Here is a 16,794-nt window from a genome sequence, read left to right on the forward strand (position 1 = left end):
ATACTGGGCAGGTGATCGCTTTAGCGTGGGTGCTGCTCGGACTGGCGGCATTGAACGTGGTCGTGACCGTTCACGTCCTGGTCTACGGGCGCTTCCCGTCCTGGACGCCCTTCGTGGGCGGGGACCGTTTCGGGCCGGTCAGCGCCTGGGGCAACATGCTGGTCTCGGCCTACTTGGCGCTGAGCGTCATCGACATGTCCGTCGACCCTCCCCGTCAGCTCGCGTATGCGTTGCCCACCGGCACGTACCTGTGTCTGGCTGGGGCGGTGGTGTTGTGGTTAGAAGCTTGTTCCCAGGAGGCGGGCGACCTCCGTACGGTCGTTGACGCCCAGCTTGTCGTAGACCGCCTGTAAGTGGTTGGCGGCGGTGCGCATGGACAGGGTGAGGCGGTCGGCGATCTGGCGGTTGGTCAGGCCGGCCGCGGCCAACTGGACTATCTCCCGCTGGCGCGGGGTCAGGTCGGGGGTGGCCAGTTCCACCAAGGCCGGGGTGGTCACGCCCGGGCAGCGGCGGGCCAATGCCCAGGCCCTGGTCTGGGCGCCCTTGGCGGCGCTGCCCCTGCCCATCCTGCGGTAGGCGGCGGCCTCCTGGGCGGTGGCCTCGGCCGCGTAAAGGATCATGTCCAGGGACTCGAACTCGGCCGCCACCGCGCGCAGGCCAGGCGGGTCGGTGTCGGCGGCGGCGCGGGCGTGGCGGGCGCAGGTCTGGGCGAAGCGGCCCTCCACCACCCCTGCCAGCTCGGTCAGCGGGGCGACGGCCAGGTGGGCGGCGCCCATTCTGACGACGTCGTGCAGGGCCAGCATGCGGTAGCCCTGGTACGGGCAGTCGGCGGCCATGGACAGCGCCGTGGTCACGGCGGCGTCGAGGTCGCCGTCGGCGGCGGTCAGCCAGGCCTTGGCCAGCAGCACGTTCTGGCGCGTGTAGTCCCAGCATCCGGCCAGTTCGCCGGCTTCCGCCAGGGCGGTCCTGGCGGTGTCCAGGTCGCCCAGGAGGGCCGCCGAGTGTGCCAGTTCGGCCAGGCACCGGCCCAGGTACGGCGAGCGGGCGCGCAGCCGTACGACATCCTCGCGGCACCAGCGCACCGCGGCGGCCACGTCGCCGCGCAGACGGCAGACCTGCGCGCGGTAGGCGCCGAACCCGCCTACGGACAGGTCGGGCGCGGCCAGTTCCGTGCCCTGGACGGCGACGCGGGCGGCGTCGGCGAGTTCCCCCGCGAACAGGTGGGCCGCGCACCGCGCGTCGAGCATGACCGGCAGGGCGTGCGGGGCGCGGTCGCGCCAGGCGTCCGCGTCGGACATGGCACGTTCCACCACGGAGACGCAGCGGGCGCCGCGGCCGGAGTGCGCGCTCACCCAGGACTCCAGCGCGGCCAGGTGGCCGGTGCCGGGGGCCAGGTCGCGGGCGTGGTTCAGCGTGTGCCCGGCGTGGTCGAGGCGGCCGGTCAGGAAGTCGGCGACGCCTCGGTACACGAGCAGTTCCTGGCGCCAGGCCGGGTCGGTCAGCGTGTCGGCGGCGCCCTCGAAGACGCGGCCCGCCTCGTGGGTGTCGCCCGACCACAGCAGGTTGACGCCGAGCGCCAGCGCGTGCTGGGCGCGCTCGGGGTCGGTGGCGCCGGGCCCGCCCTGGCGGCGCAGCACCTCCTGCGCGCCGCCGGTGTCACCGAGGATCGTGAGCACCTGCCCGAGCAGCGCGACCGCCTCGACGCCCGCGCCCGCCTCGACCGCGGCGCGGCCGAGCCGGGCCGCGAGGTGCGGGTCCTGACGGCCCCACGCGAGGTGCGCGGCGACCAGGAGCATGCGCGGGTCGGCGGGCGAGCCGCTGTCGAGCCGCCACACGGCCGCGCGCAGCAGGTCGTCGCGCCCGCGCATCCCGCTGGCCTCCAGCGACTCCGCCAGCGTGCGCAGCCGCCGCCTGGCCCTGAGCGTACGGCAGCGCCCCCGCACCACCTCGCCATAGAGCGGATGGCCGAGCCGCATGCCGGGACCGTCGGCGACGATGAGGCCACGGTCCTCCACGCGTTCGACCGCGCCCGCCGAGGCCATCGTGATCAGCAGGTCGGTGCCGAGCGGTTCGCCGAACGCCACGAGCTCCAGCACCTCGCGCTCGTCCGGGTCGAGGTGCCCGATCCGCCCGCTGACCAGTTCGCGCAGGCGGGTGGTCATGGACAGCTCGCCCCGCCAGCGCCACTGGCCGCCCTGCTCGGACAGGCAGCCGAGGCCGCGCCCGGCGTGGACGAGCTCGCGCAGGTAGAGCGTGTTGCCCTCGCTCACCCGCGCCAGGTGGCGCACGGTCTCGGCCGCCACGTCGCCGCGCAGCGCCGCGGCGAGCACCTGGCCGACCTCGTCACGGGTCAGCGGCGCCAGCTCGATCCTGGTGACCAGCTCCTCCTTCCAGAGGGCGGCGACCGGCTCCGGCAGGGCCTCGCCGGTCCGCACGGTGACCAGCAGCGCCGCCTCGCCGCGCGTGGCCAGGTAGTGCAGGAGTGCCGCGGAGGCGGCGTCCAGCCGGTGCGCGTCGTCCACGACGACCAGCAGCGGCGCCTGCCCGGCCCGTGTCCTCAGGTGCCGCGCGGCCCAGCCGAGCAGGTTCTCCCCGCCGTCCGGCGGCCCGCCCAGCACGTGCGCGAACGCCCCGAACGGGATCATCGCCGCGGTCTCGGTGCCCAGGGCCCGCACCACGCAGTATCCCGTCAGGCTCTCGGCCGCCTCGGCCGCCAGCCTGCTCTTCCCCACCCCGGCCTCGCCCGCGATCATCGCTCCCGTGCAGGATCGCAGCGCCCGGTGAACGGCGGCCAGCGGGCCCTGCCGTCCGATGAACGGCCATCGATTGCTCATCACAGCCCCTCCTCCCGGATCTCATCGTCGCGACGCCGGTTAGCGGGAGGTTCAGGTCTTCAGTCCCGCCGCTCCCAGCAGGAGATCCACCACCGCCTCGGTCCCGCTGAACGGCACCGGCTCGCCGCCCACCTCCTCGAGCAGCCCGCGGAGCTGGCCGCCTGACTGCTCGGGCTCCACCAGGCGCACGATGACCGTCCTCATGCCCGCACGATCCACCGCCGCGGTTCAGGTCTGGTTCAGGTGGGGAACGGCGCGGGCTCGACCTCCAGCTCGCGCATGCGCTCGGTGTAGACGTGGTAGCGGCGGCGCGCGTCGCCCCGCCGTCCCGCCTGGTCGAGCGCGCGGACCAGCCCCAGGTGGGCGCGCTCGTCGTAGCCGTCGCGCTCCAGCAGCCGCAGCCAGTAGCGGGCCGCCTCGTGGTGCCGCCCCTCCTCCGCCCGCGCTAGCGCCAGCCGCGCGGCCGCCTGCACGTAGGCGAGCCTGGCCTGCTCGCGCAGCCCCACGGCCCAGTCGGCGTAGGGGTCCTCCTCGCAGAACTCCCCTCCGTAGGCGGCCTCCGCCGCCTTCCACCGCGCCAGCGCCTCACCGTCCCGCCCGGCCTGCTCCAGCCGTACGGCGGCGCCCGCCAGCCCCAGGAACCGCTCGATGTCCACGTCCGCGTGGTCGAGGTCGAGCCGGAGCGCGCCCTCCTCGGAGACCACGATCTCCACCTCGTGCGCCGGGTCGAGCACCGCGCGCAGCGTGGAGACCATCACGTTGAGCCGCTTGAGGCCGACCGCCTCGTCCTCCTGCTCCGGCCAGAGGATCTCGACCAGGCGTTCCCTGCTGATCGCCCTGCCTCGCCTGCTGACCAGGATCTTCAGCAGGTCGCGGGCCTTGCGGGACTGCCAGGCCGTACGCGGGACGGGGAAGGAGCCGCGCAGCACGCGGAAGGCGCCCATCGTCTCGACCGTCACCCGCGCGCCCGAGGCGGGGGTGACGCGGGCCAGCAGCGCGTCGACGCGGTCGTCGAGCATGCGGCACCCGATGGCGTGCATGCGTTCGGCCACCTGCCCGGCCACCTCGGCGCCGACGGCCGGGTCGGACAGGGCGGCCCTGACCAGTTCGGCCCTGGCCCGGCCGATGGGGTCGCCGAGCGTGGTCCAGATGCGTACGGCCTCGTCGGCGCGGTCGTGGTCCTTGTCCAGTTCGGCCCGGAGTTCGGCGATGCCGGCCAGGCCGGTGTGGTGACGACGATCGGCGGCGATGGGCTCGGCCTCGTCGAGCAGTCTCCTGGCGGCCTCGGCGCGGCCGGCGGCGACGGCCACGCGGGCGGCGGCGACCCTGGCGCTCACGGCGGCCATGCCCTCGGTGTGCTTGAGCGCCTGGGCGGCCAGGCGGGCGGCCTCGTCGGGGTTCTCCTCGGCCAGGAGCTCGGCCAGTTCGGTGAGCGTGTTGCCGAGGGCCTGGGCGTCGCCGGAGCGCCCGGCCTCCTCCTGGACCCTGCGGTAGGTGGCGGCGGCCGCGCTCCGCTCGCCGCGCAGCGCCTGGATCCTGGCCAGTTGCAGCAGACCGTAGCCGATGCGCGAGCCCATCGCCTCCCAGCGGGCCACGGCGTCGGCGGCGTCCACGGCGGCCTCCTCCAGGCGGCCGAGCCCGATGAGCGCCTGGGCCCGGTTGGAGACGGTCAGCGCGGCCCACGGCGCGAACGCCACCAGGTCGGACAGCCGGCCCGCGATGTCCACGTCGGCCAGCGCGGCGTGGTAGTCGGCCTCGTCGAGGTGGCGTGATGCCCGGTTGGCCCGGATGCGGATGAGCTGGAGGATGTCGCCGGCGCGCTCGGCGTACTCCAGGGCCCGCAGGTAGTAGGCGTCGTTGGCGCGGCGGTCGCCGTCGAAGGCGGCGACCATGGCGATCACCGTGGTGGCGGCGGCCAGCGCGCCCGGGTCGCCCAGCGTCGCGGCGGCGTCGAGCGCGCGCTCCGCCATCTCCGCGCAGGCCGCCCGATCGCCCCGCAACCACAGCACGGACGCGGCCGAGGCGACGCAGACCGCCGCGTCGGCGGGCGGCGTGCCGTGCTCGGCGCCGCGCAGGTACATGGCCATGGCGGCGTCGAGGTCGCCGCGCAGGTGGTCGATGAAGCCCAGGCGCCTGGCCAGGAAGGCGTCGAAGGCGGGGCTGGCGGCCGCCCTGGCCAGGAGCTCGCGGGCACGGCGCCAGTCGCCGCGGTTCTGCTCCGCGATCCCGGCGAGGCGGAGCATCGCGGGACTCTCCCGGCGCTCCTGCGGCAGCAGCGCCAGCCCGGCCAGGACGTCGTCGCCGCGCTCGGCCAGCCGGAGCCCGTGCGCCGACAGCAGCGACGCGGCCAGCTCGGGGTGGCCGGTGGCGACGGCGGCGCGCAGCGCCTGCTCGGGCTGGTCGTGCTCGACGTACCAGCGGGCGGCCACCTCGGCCGTGTCGTGGGCCTCGTGCCGGTCGAGCGGCGCGTGCCTGGCCAGCACGTGCCTGCTGGTCGCGGTCAGCCGGTGCCCGCCCTGGGCCGCCTCAAGGAAGAGCCCCCGGCTGGTCAGCGAGGACAGCGTGTCCGGCGGCACGCCGAGCGTGGCGGACAGGTCGGCGGTGAGCACCGGCAGCACCGTCGCCGCCCGCAGCAGCTCGCGCATCTGGGCGGGCAGGTCGCGCAGGGCGTCGAGGGTGAGGCGTTCGAGCATGTCGGAGCTCGCGGCCAGGCCGGAGGCCATCGCGGGCCACCGCGCGGGCTCGACGCGGGCCATGGCGTCGAGCGCGGCCCGCACCGCGGCGGGCCAGCCGCCGCTGGCCGCGTGCAGGGCCGGCGCGATCGCGGCGCCGGACGGGCCGAGCCGGTCGCGGGCCCAGTCGGCGCACTCCCCGACGCTCAGCGCGAGGTCGGTCGCGTCGAAGGCGAGCACCTCGAGGTCCTGGCGCAGCCGCGCGGTCGGGAACGGCAGCGGCGCCCTGGAGGCGGTCACGATGTGCAGGTGCCGTGGCGCGGCGCGGACCAGCGTCTCCACGAACCGCACCGGTCCCGGCGCGCCGGCGATCACGTCGAGGCCGTCGAAGACGACCACCAGTCCCCGGCGCAGCCGCAGGCGCAGGGCCTCGGCCAGCGCGCTGGCCAGCGCCGCCGCCCGCGCGGGTTCGTCGGCGTCGGGGCCGAGCGGCGCGTCCGCGGCGGCGGGCAGCTCGGCGGGCAGGTCGGGCACGCGGGCGGCAAGCTCGGCGAGCACCCCGGCGGAGAACGGCGCCAGCTCGCGATCGCCCAGGTCGAAGCGGTGCAGCACACCGCCCACGGCTTGGGTCCAACCGGCCAGCGCGATCGACTTGCCGTAGCCGGTGGCCGCGACGAGCGTGGTGAGCCTGTGCGTCAGCGCACCGTCGAGCCGCCGGTCGAGGGCTGGACGGGGCCGCACCCACCCGCGTTCCACCCCCGCATGTTACGCCGCGTTTCCCGGGCGACTCCAGAGTTCGGAAAGTGCCACCTCCCGGTAACGCTTCGGGAGGAGCACTATGGTCAGGTACCTCTTTCCGAGGAGGGCGCCGTGGATCAAGACCTGCCCGGCGGAGCGCGCGTGATCGTCGGCGTGGACGAGTCGCCGGCCGCGCGCTTGGCGCTGGCCTGGGCCGTCGGCGCCGCACGACTGCGCCGCATGCCGCTGGTCGCCGTGCACGTGAGCCGGGCGCCGATCCATCCTTTCCCCGAGGCTCTGCCGCTGCAGCACGCGGCGCGGTCCGGAGAGGAGGCCCGAAGTACGGAGGTGGTCGCCGACGCCTTCGACGAGGTGTGCGGCGGTGTTCCCACCGACATCGTGACGGCGGTCGTCGGCCGGATGGGCGACCCCGGCTACCACCTGGTCGACCTGGCCGGCGAGTGTGACCTGCTGGTGCTCGGCCGCAGCAGGCGCGGCCTGATGAGCCGGATGCTGCTGCCCTCGACGAGCATGTACTGCGCCCGCCACGCGCGGGCCACGGTCGTGATCGTGCGCGAGCCCGCGCCGCCCGACGAGCCGGAGGTCTCGGGCGAACGCGGGCACCGGCGGTTCTGGAGCCGCTAGCACTTCTTGACGCCCGGGAAGGGGTCCTTCCAGGTGTAGAGGGTGCTGGCCGGGACCCAGCCGTAGCGACCGTTGTCGTCGCCCTGGGTGTAGTACCAGACGTTGTTGCCGCCGCTGTGGCCGGCGCCCCTGGTGTAGCACTTGAACCAGCTCGGGTTGGAGCGGAGCGTGTCCACCCTTCTGGGCCAGGTCTGCTGGTTGTCCGGGTCGCCCCAGCTCGTCTTGTTGTAGATCGGCCTGGGCGCGTAGTTGCCGCACTTCAGGCTGCCGTCCCCCTGGGCGTAGCAGGGCGGGTTCTGGGCCTGGGCCGCCGCGCCGATGCCGACCGACACCCCGAGCGCCGCCACCACTGCCATGACCGCTGTACGCACTCGCATGATCTGTTCCCCTCGTATCCGCTCGCGTTTCGCGAACGTTGGAGACGCTAGGGGAGGCTCTTATCGATTCGCTTTAGAGCCGTTATCAGCAGGCGGACGCCCTCGGGGATGGCGGCCCGCGAGATGCCGCCGTAGCCCAGGACCACGCCGTGGCCGGGTGCGGGTTCGGCGTGGTAGCCGGCCAGGGACTCGACGGCCAGGGACGGGGCGGGCCGTACCTGGAGGGCGGGGTCGAGGCGGGCGCAGACGTGCAGGCCCGCGGCGGACGGGATCAGCTCGAAGCGGCGGTCGGCGGCCAGCAGGCCGGTGAGCCGGGCGTGCCGGGCCGCGTACTCCTTGGTGGCCTTCCTGATGTGCCTGGCCAGCAGGCCCTCGTCGATGAAGCGGGCCAGCGCCGCCTGCGCGAACGGGTCGCCGTGCCAATCGGTGAGCTGCTTGGCGGTGCGCAGCGCGGCGCGCAGCGAGGCGGGCGCGACCAGGAAGCCCAGCCGCAGCGCCGGCAGCAGCGTCTTGGAGAAGGAGCCCACGTAGACGACCCGGCCGGCGCCGTCGAGGCTCTGCAACGGCTCCAGCGGGCGCTCGCCGAAGCGGAACTCGCTGTCGTAGTCGTCCTCGATGATCACCGCGTCGCGGTGCCGCGCCCACTCCAGCAAAGCGGTACGGCGGGCCAGCGACATCGGCACCCCCAGCAGGAACTGGTGCGACGGCGTCACGTAGACCAGCCGCGCGGCCTTGGGCAGGGCGGCGACGTCCAGGCCCTCCCCGTCCACCGGCACCCCGGCCACCCGCGCGCCGAGCGAGCGGAACAAGCGGCGGGCCGGCGGGTAGCCGGGCTCCTCGACGGCCACGCACGCGCCGGGCTCGATCAGCACCCTGCCGACGAGGTCGAGCGCCTGCTGGGCGCCCTGGGTGACGATCACGTCGGCGGCGCCGGCGCGTACCGACCGGCTGAGGCCCGCGTGCCGGGCGATCGCCTCCCTGAGCGCCGGGTCGCCCGCGGGGTCGATGTAGCCGGCCGAGCTCACCCGCAGTTCCCGCGCCAGCAGCCGCCGCCAGCTCGCGATCGGGAACAGCGCGGGGTCCGGCAGCCCGACCGTGAAGTCGTGGGCCACCGTGCCGCGCGAGGGCATCAGCGGCTCGGCCGTGCGCCAGACCGGCCTCGGCCGTACCACCCCGCTCGGCGCCGCCCTTCCCCTGACCGGCTCCCCGGTCACGAACGTGCCCGCACCGGCCCGGCCGGCCAGGAACCCGTCGGCGACCAGCCGGTCGTAGGCCAGGGACACGGTGTTGCGGGAGACGTCCAGGCGCCTGGCCAGTTCGCGGCTGGGCGGCAGCCGTTCGCCCGGCCGGAGGCGGCCGTCGAGGATCGCGTCGCGCAATTGCCGGTATATTCGCGCGGCCAGATCGCCGCGGCCTTCAAGGCTTACGTGGAAGTCCACTCTTCACCCTACTTTTTCGACCGGGTGGACCTAGCTCCACCCCGGCGTGCATCTGGGTGCATTCCTGGGGCCGTGCCGTACTTCTAGCGTCATTGATATGAATGTCACGCGTCGAGGTTTCATCGGGGGCAGCGCCGCCGTGGGCGGCACGGCGTTAATGGCCGACCGCGCACTGGCCGCCGCGGGCGAGCACACGGCCATCGGGCCGGTGATCGTCAAGCGTAGCGACCCCCGCTACGAGGACCTGGCCGAGCGCCGCACGAACCAGCGCTTCCGGCCCGAACCCGAGTACTTCCACCTGGCCGGAACCACCGAGCAGGTCGTGGCCGCGGTCAACCAGGCGGTGCGGGCCGGCCGCCGCGTCACGGTGCGCAGCGGCGGCCACTGCTACGAGAACTTCGTCGGCGACGGCGCGCAGGTGGTGATCGACCTGTGCGAGATGAACGAGGTCGGCTACGACGAGAAGCGGCGCGCGTTCGTGATCGAGGCGGGCGCGACGCTCATGCAGGCGTACCGGACGCTGTACTACGGGTGGGGCGTCACACTCCCCGGCGGCCAATGCGGGGGCGTGGCCGCCGGGGGTCACATCGCCGGCGGCGGATACGGCCCGCTGTCCCGCCGCCACGGTCTCACCGTCGACTACCTGTACGCCGTCGAGGTGGTCGTCGTCGACGCCTCGGGCCGCGCCCGCGCCGTCGTGGCCACCAGGAACCCCGCCGACCCCAACCACGACCTGTGGTGGGCGCACACCGGCGGAGGCGGCGGCAACTTCGGCATCGTCACCCGCTACTGGCTGCGCGACCTGCCCAAGCCGCCCGCGAACGTGGTCTCCGGCATCGCCATCTGGTCGTGGGCGGGCATGACCAAGGAGTCGTTCCGCCGGCTGCTGCGCAACCACGGCACCTGGCACGAGCGCAACAGCGCCCCCGGCTCCCCCTACGCCGGCATGTGGGGCTCGCTCATCATCCCCGGCCGCAAGGCCGGCGACGACCCCGGCGGCATGATCCTGCCCACCCAGATCGCCGGCGACGTGCCCGACGCCGAGCGCCTGCTGCGCGACTTCTTCGCCGCGGTCGGCGAGGGCGTCACCCCGGAGGCGTACGTCCCGCCGGTCATCCGCCAGCCCTGGTTCCAGGCGGTCCGCGACCTCGCGCTCGGCGCCGAGCAGGAGTCGGGCCGCTACAAGGGCAAGTCCGCCCACCTGCGCAAGCGCTTCACCGACGAGCAGGCCGACGTCGCCTACGACCACCTCTCCGCCCCCGGACCGGTGGCCGACGGCGGCATGCTCTGGCTCCTGTCGTACGGCGGGCGGATCAACACCGTCGCCCCCACCGCCACGGCCACCCACGAACGCTCCTCGATCATGAAGGTCATCCACCTGGCCGGCTGGTCACCGGAGCAGGACGGCAAGGCCCACCTGGAGTGGGTACGCAGCCTGCACAGCAAGACGTTCGCCGAGACCGGAGGCGTACCCGTGCCCGGCGGCAACTGCGGCGGCGCCTACATCAACTACCCGGACACCGACCACGCGGACCCGCGCTGGAACACCTCGGGCGTCCCCTGGTCCACCCTCTACTACGGCGAGAACTACGGCCGCCTGCAGCGGGTCAAGGCCCGCTGGGACCCGCGCGGCGTCTTCCACCACGGACTGTCCGTGCGGGCCTGACACGGGCGCGTGCCCCGGGAGCGGCTGGCGTAGGCGCGTTCCCGGGGCAATGGACTCCGCGTCCACCCGGGGGGCGCCATTCCCGTCGGGCAGGCCGGAGACCGCGTCCCTGTTCTTTCAGGGCGACTTTTCGCAATAAAGGTTTCTTTGTGTCGCGAACGATCACCAAGATATCGGGACGCTTTCCAGATGCGCCAATGTATTTACCTCCCCCTGAAAGGTAGGCTTTGGGGCGTTGAGTGGACACTGTCCTGAACTGGACAAACGGCCACTCGTTGCTTTGATGGTGAGAGTGGCCCTTCTGAGAAGATCGCTTGCCGCTTTCGCCCTTACCGGCTTCGCCAGCGCCCTCTACCAGACGTGGCGCTCCCGTCAGGATCGGCTCCGGCACCCGCCGCCCGGACGCCTCGTGGACGTCGGCGGACGCATGATCCACCTGCTGGAGGCCGGGGACGGCGCCCCCACGGTCGTGATCGTCCCGGCGCTCGGGACGACCTCGCTCGAGTACGCCCCGCTCCTGCCCGTCCTCGCCCAGGAAACCTCGGCCGTCGTCTTCGACCGTGCCGGCATGGGATGGAGCGACCCCGTCAGGTCGCCGCTGGCCATGCTGGACGCCGCCGCCGACCTGCACAAAACCCTCGGCCTGGCAGGGTACGGCCCGCCGTACGTGCTGGTCGGGCACTCGATGGGCGGCTACGTCGTCCGGCTGTTCGCCGCCGCCCACCCCGACGAGGTGGCAGGGGTGGTGCTCGTCGACTCCAGTCACCACGACCAGGCCCGCCGCTACCCGCGCTACCACCTCACCACGGTCAGGCGCGCCGTCGTCGAACGCCTCACCCCGTACGGCCTGCGCCGCCTGGGCGTCGAACTCGGCCTCCTGGACAGCCCCGGCCATCTCGAACTCGGCGATCATCAGCGCAGGACCACCTGGTGGGAGCAGACGCTGCGCGCCCAGCTCGGCACCGAGACCGGCCGCCGCGCCCCCACCCTGGGCGACATCCCGCTGACGGTGGTGACGTGCAGCGAGCACAACGAGGACAACAAGACGCCCGAGCAGGCGGCCAGCTTCAGCCGCCACTACCGCGTCTGGTTCCCGATGCAGCGGGAGCTGACGGCCCTGTCGACCAGCAGCAGGCACATCGTCGCCGAGAACGCCGGCCATTACGTCCACCGCGCCCGCCCCGACGTGGTCACCAAGGCGATCCTGGAGCACGTGAAAGGCGCCGGTCCCCTGTGAGGTCGGGACCGGCGCCTGGAACTCGAATCTACTTGAAGGTCTTCAGCCGCAGGCTGTTGGAGACCACGAAAACGCTGGAGAAGGCCATCGCCGCCCCCGCGATCATCGGGTTGAGCAGCCCCAGCGCGGCCAGCGGCAGCGCGGCCACGTTGTAGGCGAACGCCCAGAACAGGTTGCCCTTGATGGTCTTCAGCGTCTTGCGGGACAGGCGGATCGCGTCGGCCGCCACCCGCAGGTCGCCGCGGACCAGGGTCAGGTCGCTGGCCTCGATGGCGGCGTCGGTGCCGGTGCCCATCGACAGGCCGAGGTCGGCCTGGGCGAGCGCGGCGGCGTCGTTGACGCCGTCGCCGACCATCGCCACGACCTTGCCCTCCTGCTGCAGCCTCTTGACGACGTCGACCTTGTCGGCCGGCAGCACCTCGGCGATGACCTGGTCGATGCCGACCTCGGCGGCCACGGTCGCCGCGACGGCCTCGTTGTCGCCGGTGAGCAGCACGGGGGTCAGGCCGAGCGCGCGCAGCCGCTCGATCGCCTCCTTGCTGGTCGGCTTCACGACGTCGGCCACGACGAGGACCGCGCGGGCCTTGCCGTCCCAGCCGACCGCGACGGCGGTACGGCCGGCGTTCTGCTCGGCCCGCAGCGCCTCCACCAGGTTCTCCGGCAGGTGCTGCGACCACTCCTCCAGCAGCCTGGGCCGCCCGACGAGCACCGCGTGCCCGTCGACGATGCCCTGGACGCCGAGGCCCTCGACGTTGGCGAAGTCCTCGACGGTGGCCTCCGACTGGGCGGCCTTGGCGATCGCCTGCGCGATCGGGTGCTCGGAGGCGTGCTCCAGCGCACCGGCCAGCCTGAGCACCTCGTCGCGGTCCTCGCCCTCGGCCAGGTGCACGTCGGTCAGCGTCATCCTGCCCTCGGTGACGGTGCCGGTCTTGTCCAGGACGATCGTGTCGATCTTCCTCGTGGACTCCAGCACCTCCGGGCCCTTGATCAGGATGCCGAGCTGGGCGCCCCGGCCGGTACCGACCAGCAGGGCCGTCGGCGTGGCCAGGCCCAGGGCGCACGGGCAGGCGATGATCAGGACCGCGACCGCCGCGGTGAAGGCGGCGCCGGCGCCGTTGCCGGTGCCAAGCCAGTAGCCGAGCGTGCCCACGGCCAGCGCGATCACGATCGGGACGAAGACGCCGGAGATGCGGTCGGCCAGCCGCTGCACCGCGGCCTTGCCGGTCTGCGCCTCCTCGACGAGCTTGGCCATCTGGGAGAGCTGCGTGTCGGCGCCGACCCGGGTGGCCCGCACGATGAGCCGGCCGCCGGCGTTGACGGTGGCGCCGGTGACGGGGTCGCCCGGCCGTACCTCCACCGGGACGGACTCGCCGGTCAGCATGGAGGCGTCGACCGCGGAGGTGCCCTCCTGGATCACGCCGTCGGTGGCGATCTTCTCGCCGGGCCGTACCACGAAGGTGTCGCCGACGGCGAGCTGGTCGGTGGGGATGCGGCGCCCGTCGGCCAGCTCCACGTCCTTGGCGCCGAGCTCCAGCAGCGCGCGCAGGGCGGCACCCGCGCGGCGCTTGGAGCGCGACTCGAAGTAGCGGCCGGCCAGGATGAACGCGGTGACGCCCGCGGCGGCCTCCAGGTAGATGTTGCCGGAGCCGTCGGTGCGCTCGATCGAGAACTCGAACGGGTGCGTCATCCCCGGCACGCCCGCGGTGCCGAAGAACAGCGCCCAGATCGACCAGAGGAACGCGGCGATCGTCCCGATCGAGACCAGCGTGTCCATCGTGGCCGCGCCGTGCCGCAGGTTCGTCCAGGCCGCCTTGTGGAACGGCCAGCCCGCGTAGACCACGACCGGCGCGGCCAGCGTCAGCGACAGCCACTGCCAGTACTCGATCTGCAGCGCCGGGACCATCGCCATCGCGATCACCGGGATGCCCAGGACCAGCGAGGTGACGAGCCGGTTGCGCAGCGGCCTGAGCTCGTCGTCCTCTTCGTCGGCGGCCTTGTCGGCCTTCTCGACCTTGGGCAGCGCCGCGGTGTATCCGGCGGACTCGACCGTCGCGATCAGTTGCTGCGGGTCCAGTCCGTCAGGAAAGGTGACCTTCGCCTTCTCCGTCGCGTAGTTGACCGTCGCGGTCACGCCGTCCATCTTGTTCAGCTTGCGCTCGATGCGGTTGGCGCAGGACGCGCAGGTCATGCCGCCGATCGATAGTTCGACGGCGCCCTGGGGCTTGTCGTCGGTGAGGGAGGACATCACCTCTCCTTTCTGTACGTCGCGTCCTGCTAGTGGCCGTGCGGGGTGGAGTCGTGGTCGTTCTTGTCGTTCTTGGCGGGTGCCTTCGCGGTCCCCTCCCCCGCCTTGGCGGTGAAGTCCGCGGTGTGTACGGCTCCGCCGTGCTGGAAGTCCAGGAACAGGCGGTAGTCGCCGCCGCTCGGGGCCTCGGCGTAGAACGTGATGCCGGGACCCGGCTGCGTCTTGCCGTCCCCGGGGGCGCCGTCGGGGTGGACGTGGAGGTAGGCGAGGTCGCCGGCGCGCAGGGCCACGAGGTGCCCGTAGGCCCCGAGGTACGGCTGCAGGTCGGTGACCGGCTTGCCGTCCTTGCTGACCGTCAGCGTGAGCTTGCTCGACTGGCCGGGGACCAGGTCTCCGTCCAGCGTCACAGTGTAGCCGTCGACTTCGGACGTGCGGCTGACCGCCTTCAGCGGCTTGGGCTGGAAGTCGCCGGCGACCTGGATGTCGGCGCCGAGCGTGAGGGCCTGCCCGCCGGTGGGCGTGAAGTCGGCGAACGCGCGGTAGGTGCCCGCCTCGGGGAAGGCGATCTTGACCGACCAGGTGCCGTCGGCGCTCATCTCCGGATGCACGTGCTGGAAGCCGGCCAGGTCCCGGGAGACGACGATGAAGTGGAGCTTCTTGTCGTGCTCGACCTGGTAGTCGGTCACCGGCTTGCCGCTGGGGCCGGTCACGGTGAACCGGAAGTCGGTGGGCGCACCGGCCTTGGCGGCGGTGAGCGGGTTGAGGGTGTAGCCGTTCTGCGACACTTGGAGCCCCCCGGGGGTATCACTGGCGCTTGGCGCTGCTGCTTCTTGCTGTTTCGTCGGCGTGTGAGCTGCTTCGTGTGCCGGTTTCGGTGGCGGGGTGGCCCCCTGAGGGCCGACAAGGTTGCCGACCCCCAAGGTCCCGCCGAACACGACCGCCAGACCGAGCACGTACGTCCCGAGCTTCGCGGCGGTGTTCACTTCGTCACCAGCTCGTATCCGGCCTCCTCGACGGCCCCGCGGATGTCCGCGGCGTCGATCGGGCCCTCGCTCTCCACGGTCAGCAAGCCGCTGGCCAGGTCGACCTCCACGGAGGAGACTCCCGCGACCTCGCTGACCTCTTCCTTGACGGAGCTGACGCAGTGGCCGCAGGTCATGCCCTTGACGGTGTAGGTGGCGCTGGTCATGTCGGAATCTCCTTAGCTGTTCTTGCCTGCCTTCGAGTGTAACACCGTACCCCCCTAGGGTATTTCGGAGTTACACGAGAACTTTCTCCTGCCGCCTCTGCCGTCCCCGCATGAACACCACGCTCAGCAGGGCGCCCAGCCCCGCCACGACCGCGGCCCCGATGAAGGCGCCCTGGAAGCCGTCGATGAGCTCGGCCCGCGAGGTGGCCACGGCCGTCATGACCGCCAGGCCCACGGCGGAGCCCACCTGGTAGGTGGTGTTCACGATGCCCGAGGCCAGACCGGCCTCCTCCGGCTTGGCGCCGGACATCGCCGACATCATGGCCGGGATGTAGGCCAGCGACATGCCCACGGCCGCGATCAGGCTCGCCGGCAGCACGTCCGCCACGAACGTCCCGTCCGGCCGCGCGAACGACAGCCCCGCCACACCCGCGGCCAGCACCGCCAGCCCGAGCACGATGAGCGGCTTGGCCCCGAACCGGCCGAGCAGCCTGGCCGTGATGCCGATCATGAAGATCATGACCGCGACCGTCATCGGCAGCAGCGCCGCGCCGCTGGCGAACGCGCCGTAGCCGAGGATCTGCTGCAGGTACAGGTTGAGGAAGTACCACATCGGGATCCAGGCGGCGCCGAGCAGCGCCATGGCCAGGTTGGCCGTGGCCAGGCCGGGCGTGCGCCAGATCGACAGCGGCATCAGCGGCTCCCTGACCATGCGCTGCACGATCAGGAACAGCACCAGCAGCGCCGCGCCCGCGGCCCCGGCGATCAGGTTCTCTGCGACGATCGCGTAGACGACCAGCGCCAGGCCGGCCGTGACCGAGATCGCGCCCACGACGTCCACGGAGCCGCGCCGGCCCTTGACCGCGGGCAGCAGCCCGGTCGCCGCCAGCGTGGCCAGGCCGATCGGGATGTAGACGATGAAGACCCACGGCCAGCTCAGGTACTCGGTGATGACGCCGCCGAGGAAGACTCCCGCGGTGCCGCCTGCCGGGGCGGCGGCGCCGTACAGGGCCATGGCCTTGCCGAGCTCCTTCTGGTTGTGTCCGAAGAGCATCATGAGCAGCGTCATCGCCGCGGGCGCGATCAGCGCCCCGCCCACTCCCTGTACGGCGCGGCCGAGCACCTCCACCCACGCCGTGCTCGCGGCGGCGGCCAGGACCGAGCCGGCGATCAGGATGATCCAGCCGGTGGTGAAGACCTTGCGCGCGCCCAGCAGGTCCGACAACCGGCCGCCGAGCAGGAGCAGACCGCCGAAGGCGATCACGTAGGCGTTGAAGACCCACTGGAGTCCGCCGGGAGTGAACCCGAGCTGCCGCTGCATCTCCGGGAGCGCCACGCCGATGATGGAGGTGTCCATGATCACCATGAACTGCGCGGTCGCGAGCACGAGGAGCGCCCACCACCGCCTGGGATTTTCCGTAGCCACCGCGTCTTCTCCTTTGCGTTCATACCCCCATGGGGTATCTCGACGGCGAGGAACGTAACATACCCCCCTAGGGTTTGTCTACTTGCCTGATTCATGAGGTTCGTGAGTGCTCGGCAGCGGGAGTGCGGCCATCACTTGCTAGGCTGCATCCAACCGTTGGGTCTCACCCCGGCAGGTGAGACCGTCGAAGAAGTGGGGTCACACCGTGAAGAAGCTGATCGTTCTGGCGCTGATCGCCCTTGGGGGGTTGCTGATCTGGCGTAAGGTGCAGGCCGACCGCGCCGAGCTCGACCTCTGGACCGAGGCGACCGGCAGCGAGAACTAAC

At 72.6% G+C, this 16,794-nt stretch carries 14 protein-coding genes; 5 read left to right on the forward strand and 9 right to left on the reverse strand.

Annotated features, from left to right (window positions below; translation table 11 throughout):
• The first annotated feature begins 11 nt into the window (after positions 1-11).
• Positions 12-353: a hypothetical protein gene (locus tag ACIBEJ_RS39535; protein ID WP_397188080.1), complete on the forward strand. Its 342-nt coding sequence runs from the start codon at positions 12-14 to the stop codon at positions 351-353.
• Here ACIBEJ_RS39535 and ACIBEJ_RS39540 read toward each other — a convergent pair.
• From ACIBEJ_RS39540 to ACIBEJ_RS39550, 3 genes are read right to left on the reverse strand one after another with little or no spacing between them, the layout of a single operon-like run.
• Positions 279-2,834 (reverse strand): LuxR C-terminal-related transcriptional regulator, encoded by a 2,556-nt coding sequence (locus tag ACIBEJ_RS39540; protein WP_397188081.1) that lies wholly within the window; start codon positions 2,832-2,834, stop codon positions 279-281. The two genes, ACIBEJ_RS39535 and ACIBEJ_RS39540, sit on opposite strands and share 75 nt — an antisense overlap.
• 51 nt (positions 2,835-2,885) lie before the next feature.
• Positions 2,886-3,038 carry a hypothetical protein gene (locus ACIBEJ_RS39545; protein WP_397188082.1) on the reverse strand — a complete coding sequence of 51 codons (153 nt, stop codon included), beginning with the start codon at positions 3,036-3,038 and terminating at the stop codon, positions 2,886-2,888.
• 35 nt (positions 3,039-3,073) lie between these two features.
• On the reverse strand, positions 3,074-6,262 hold the full coding sequence (locus ACIBEJ_RS39550; RefSeq protein WP_397188083.1) for a BTAD domain-containing putative transcriptional regulator: 3,189 nt from the start codon (positions 6,260-6,262) through the stop codon (positions 3,074-3,076).
• Between the two features lie 114 nt (positions 6,263-6,376).
• Here ACIBEJ_RS39550 and ACIBEJ_RS39555 point away from each other — a divergent pair, with 114 nt between their 5' ends.
• Positions 6,377-6,889 (forward strand): universal stress protein, encoded by a 513-nt coding sequence (locus ACIBEJ_RS39555; protein ID WP_397188084.1) that lies wholly within the window; start codon positions 6,377-6,379, stop codon positions 6,887-6,889.
• Here ACIBEJ_RS39555 and ACIBEJ_RS39560 read toward each other — a convergent pair.
• Both ACIBEJ_RS39560 and ACIBEJ_RS39565 read right to left on the reverse strand, forming a co-directional pair.
• Positions 6,886-7,266 (reverse strand): hypothetical protein, encoded by a 381-nt coding sequence (locus ACIBEJ_RS39560; RefSeq protein WP_397188085.1) that lies wholly within the window; start codon positions 7,264-7,266, stop codon positions 6,886-6,888. The two genes, ACIBEJ_RS39555 and ACIBEJ_RS39560, sit on opposite strands and share 4 nt — an antisense overlap.
• Positions 7,267-7,313: 47 nt before the next feature.
• Positions 7,314-8,705 carry a PLP-dependent aminotransferase family protein gene (locus ACIBEJ_RS39565; RefSeq protein ID WP_397188086.1) on the reverse strand — a complete coding sequence of 464 codons (1,392 nt, stop codon included), beginning with the start codon at positions 8,703-8,705 and terminating at the stop codon, positions 7,314-7,316.
• Between the two features lie 97 nt (positions 8,706-8,802).
• Here ACIBEJ_RS39565 and ACIBEJ_RS39570 point away from each other — a divergent pair, with 97 nt between their 5' ends.
• Entirely contained in the window at positions 8,803-10,371 is a 1,569-nt protein-coding gene (locus ACIBEJ_RS39570; RefSeq protein WP_397188087.1) for an FAD-binding oxidoreductase, read from the forward strand.
• 409 nt (positions 10,372-10,780) lie between these two features.
• The gene (locus ACIBEJ_RS39575; protein WP_397188088.1) at positions 10,781-11,608 is read left to right on the forward strand and encodes an alpha/beta fold hydrolase; all 828 of its coding nucleotides are present in this window, start codon (positions 10,781-10,783) and stop codon (positions 11,606-11,608) included.
• 28 nt (positions 11,609-11,636) lie between these two features.
• Here ACIBEJ_RS39575 and ACIBEJ_RS39580 read toward each other — a convergent pair whose 3' ends face one another.
• From ACIBEJ_RS39580 to ACIBEJ_RS39595, 4 genes are all read right to left on the reverse strand, one after another.
• The gene (locus ACIBEJ_RS39580; RefSeq protein ID WP_397188089.1) at positions 11,637-13,853 is read right to left on the reverse strand and encodes a heavy metal translocating P-type ATPase; all 2,217 of its coding nucleotides are present in this window, start codon (positions 13,851-13,853) and stop codon (positions 11,637-11,639) included.
• Between the two features lie 29 nt (positions 13,854-13,882).
• On the reverse strand, positions 13,883-14,638 hold the full coding sequence (locus ACIBEJ_RS39585) for a hypothetical protein (protein WP_397188090.1): 756 nt from the start codon (positions 14,636-14,638) through the stop codon (positions 13,883-13,885).
• Between the two features lie 194 nt (positions 14,639-14,832).
• Positions 14,833-15,042 (reverse strand): heavy-metal-associated domain-containing protein, encoded by a 210-nt coding sequence (locus ACIBEJ_RS39590; protein WP_397188091.1) that lies wholly within the window; start codon positions 15,040-15,042, stop codon positions 14,833-14,835.
• Between the two features lie 70 nt (positions 15,043-15,112).
• Complete coding sequence (locus tag ACIBEJ_RS39595) at positions 15,113-16,468, reverse strand: MFS transporter (protein WP_397188092.1); 1,356 nt, start codon at positions 16,466-16,468, stop codon at positions 15,113-15,115.
• A 205-nt stretch (positions 16,469-16,673) separates the two neighbouring features.
• On the opposite strand from ACIBEJ_RS39595, the gene ACIBEJ_RS39600 reads away from it, so the two are divergent.
• Positions 16,674-16,793: a DLW-39 family protein gene (locus ACIBEJ_RS39600; RefSeq protein WP_214319204.1), complete on the forward strand. Its 120-nt coding sequence runs from the start codon at positions 16,674-16,676 to the stop codon at positions 16,791-16,793.
• Position 16,794 lies beyond the last annotated feature (1 nt).

The organism is Nonomuraea sp. NPDC050790 (assembly GCF_044456745.1).
Taxonomy (GTDB): Bacteria; Actinomycetota; Actinomycetes; order Streptosporangiales; family Streptosporangiaceae; genus Nonomuraea.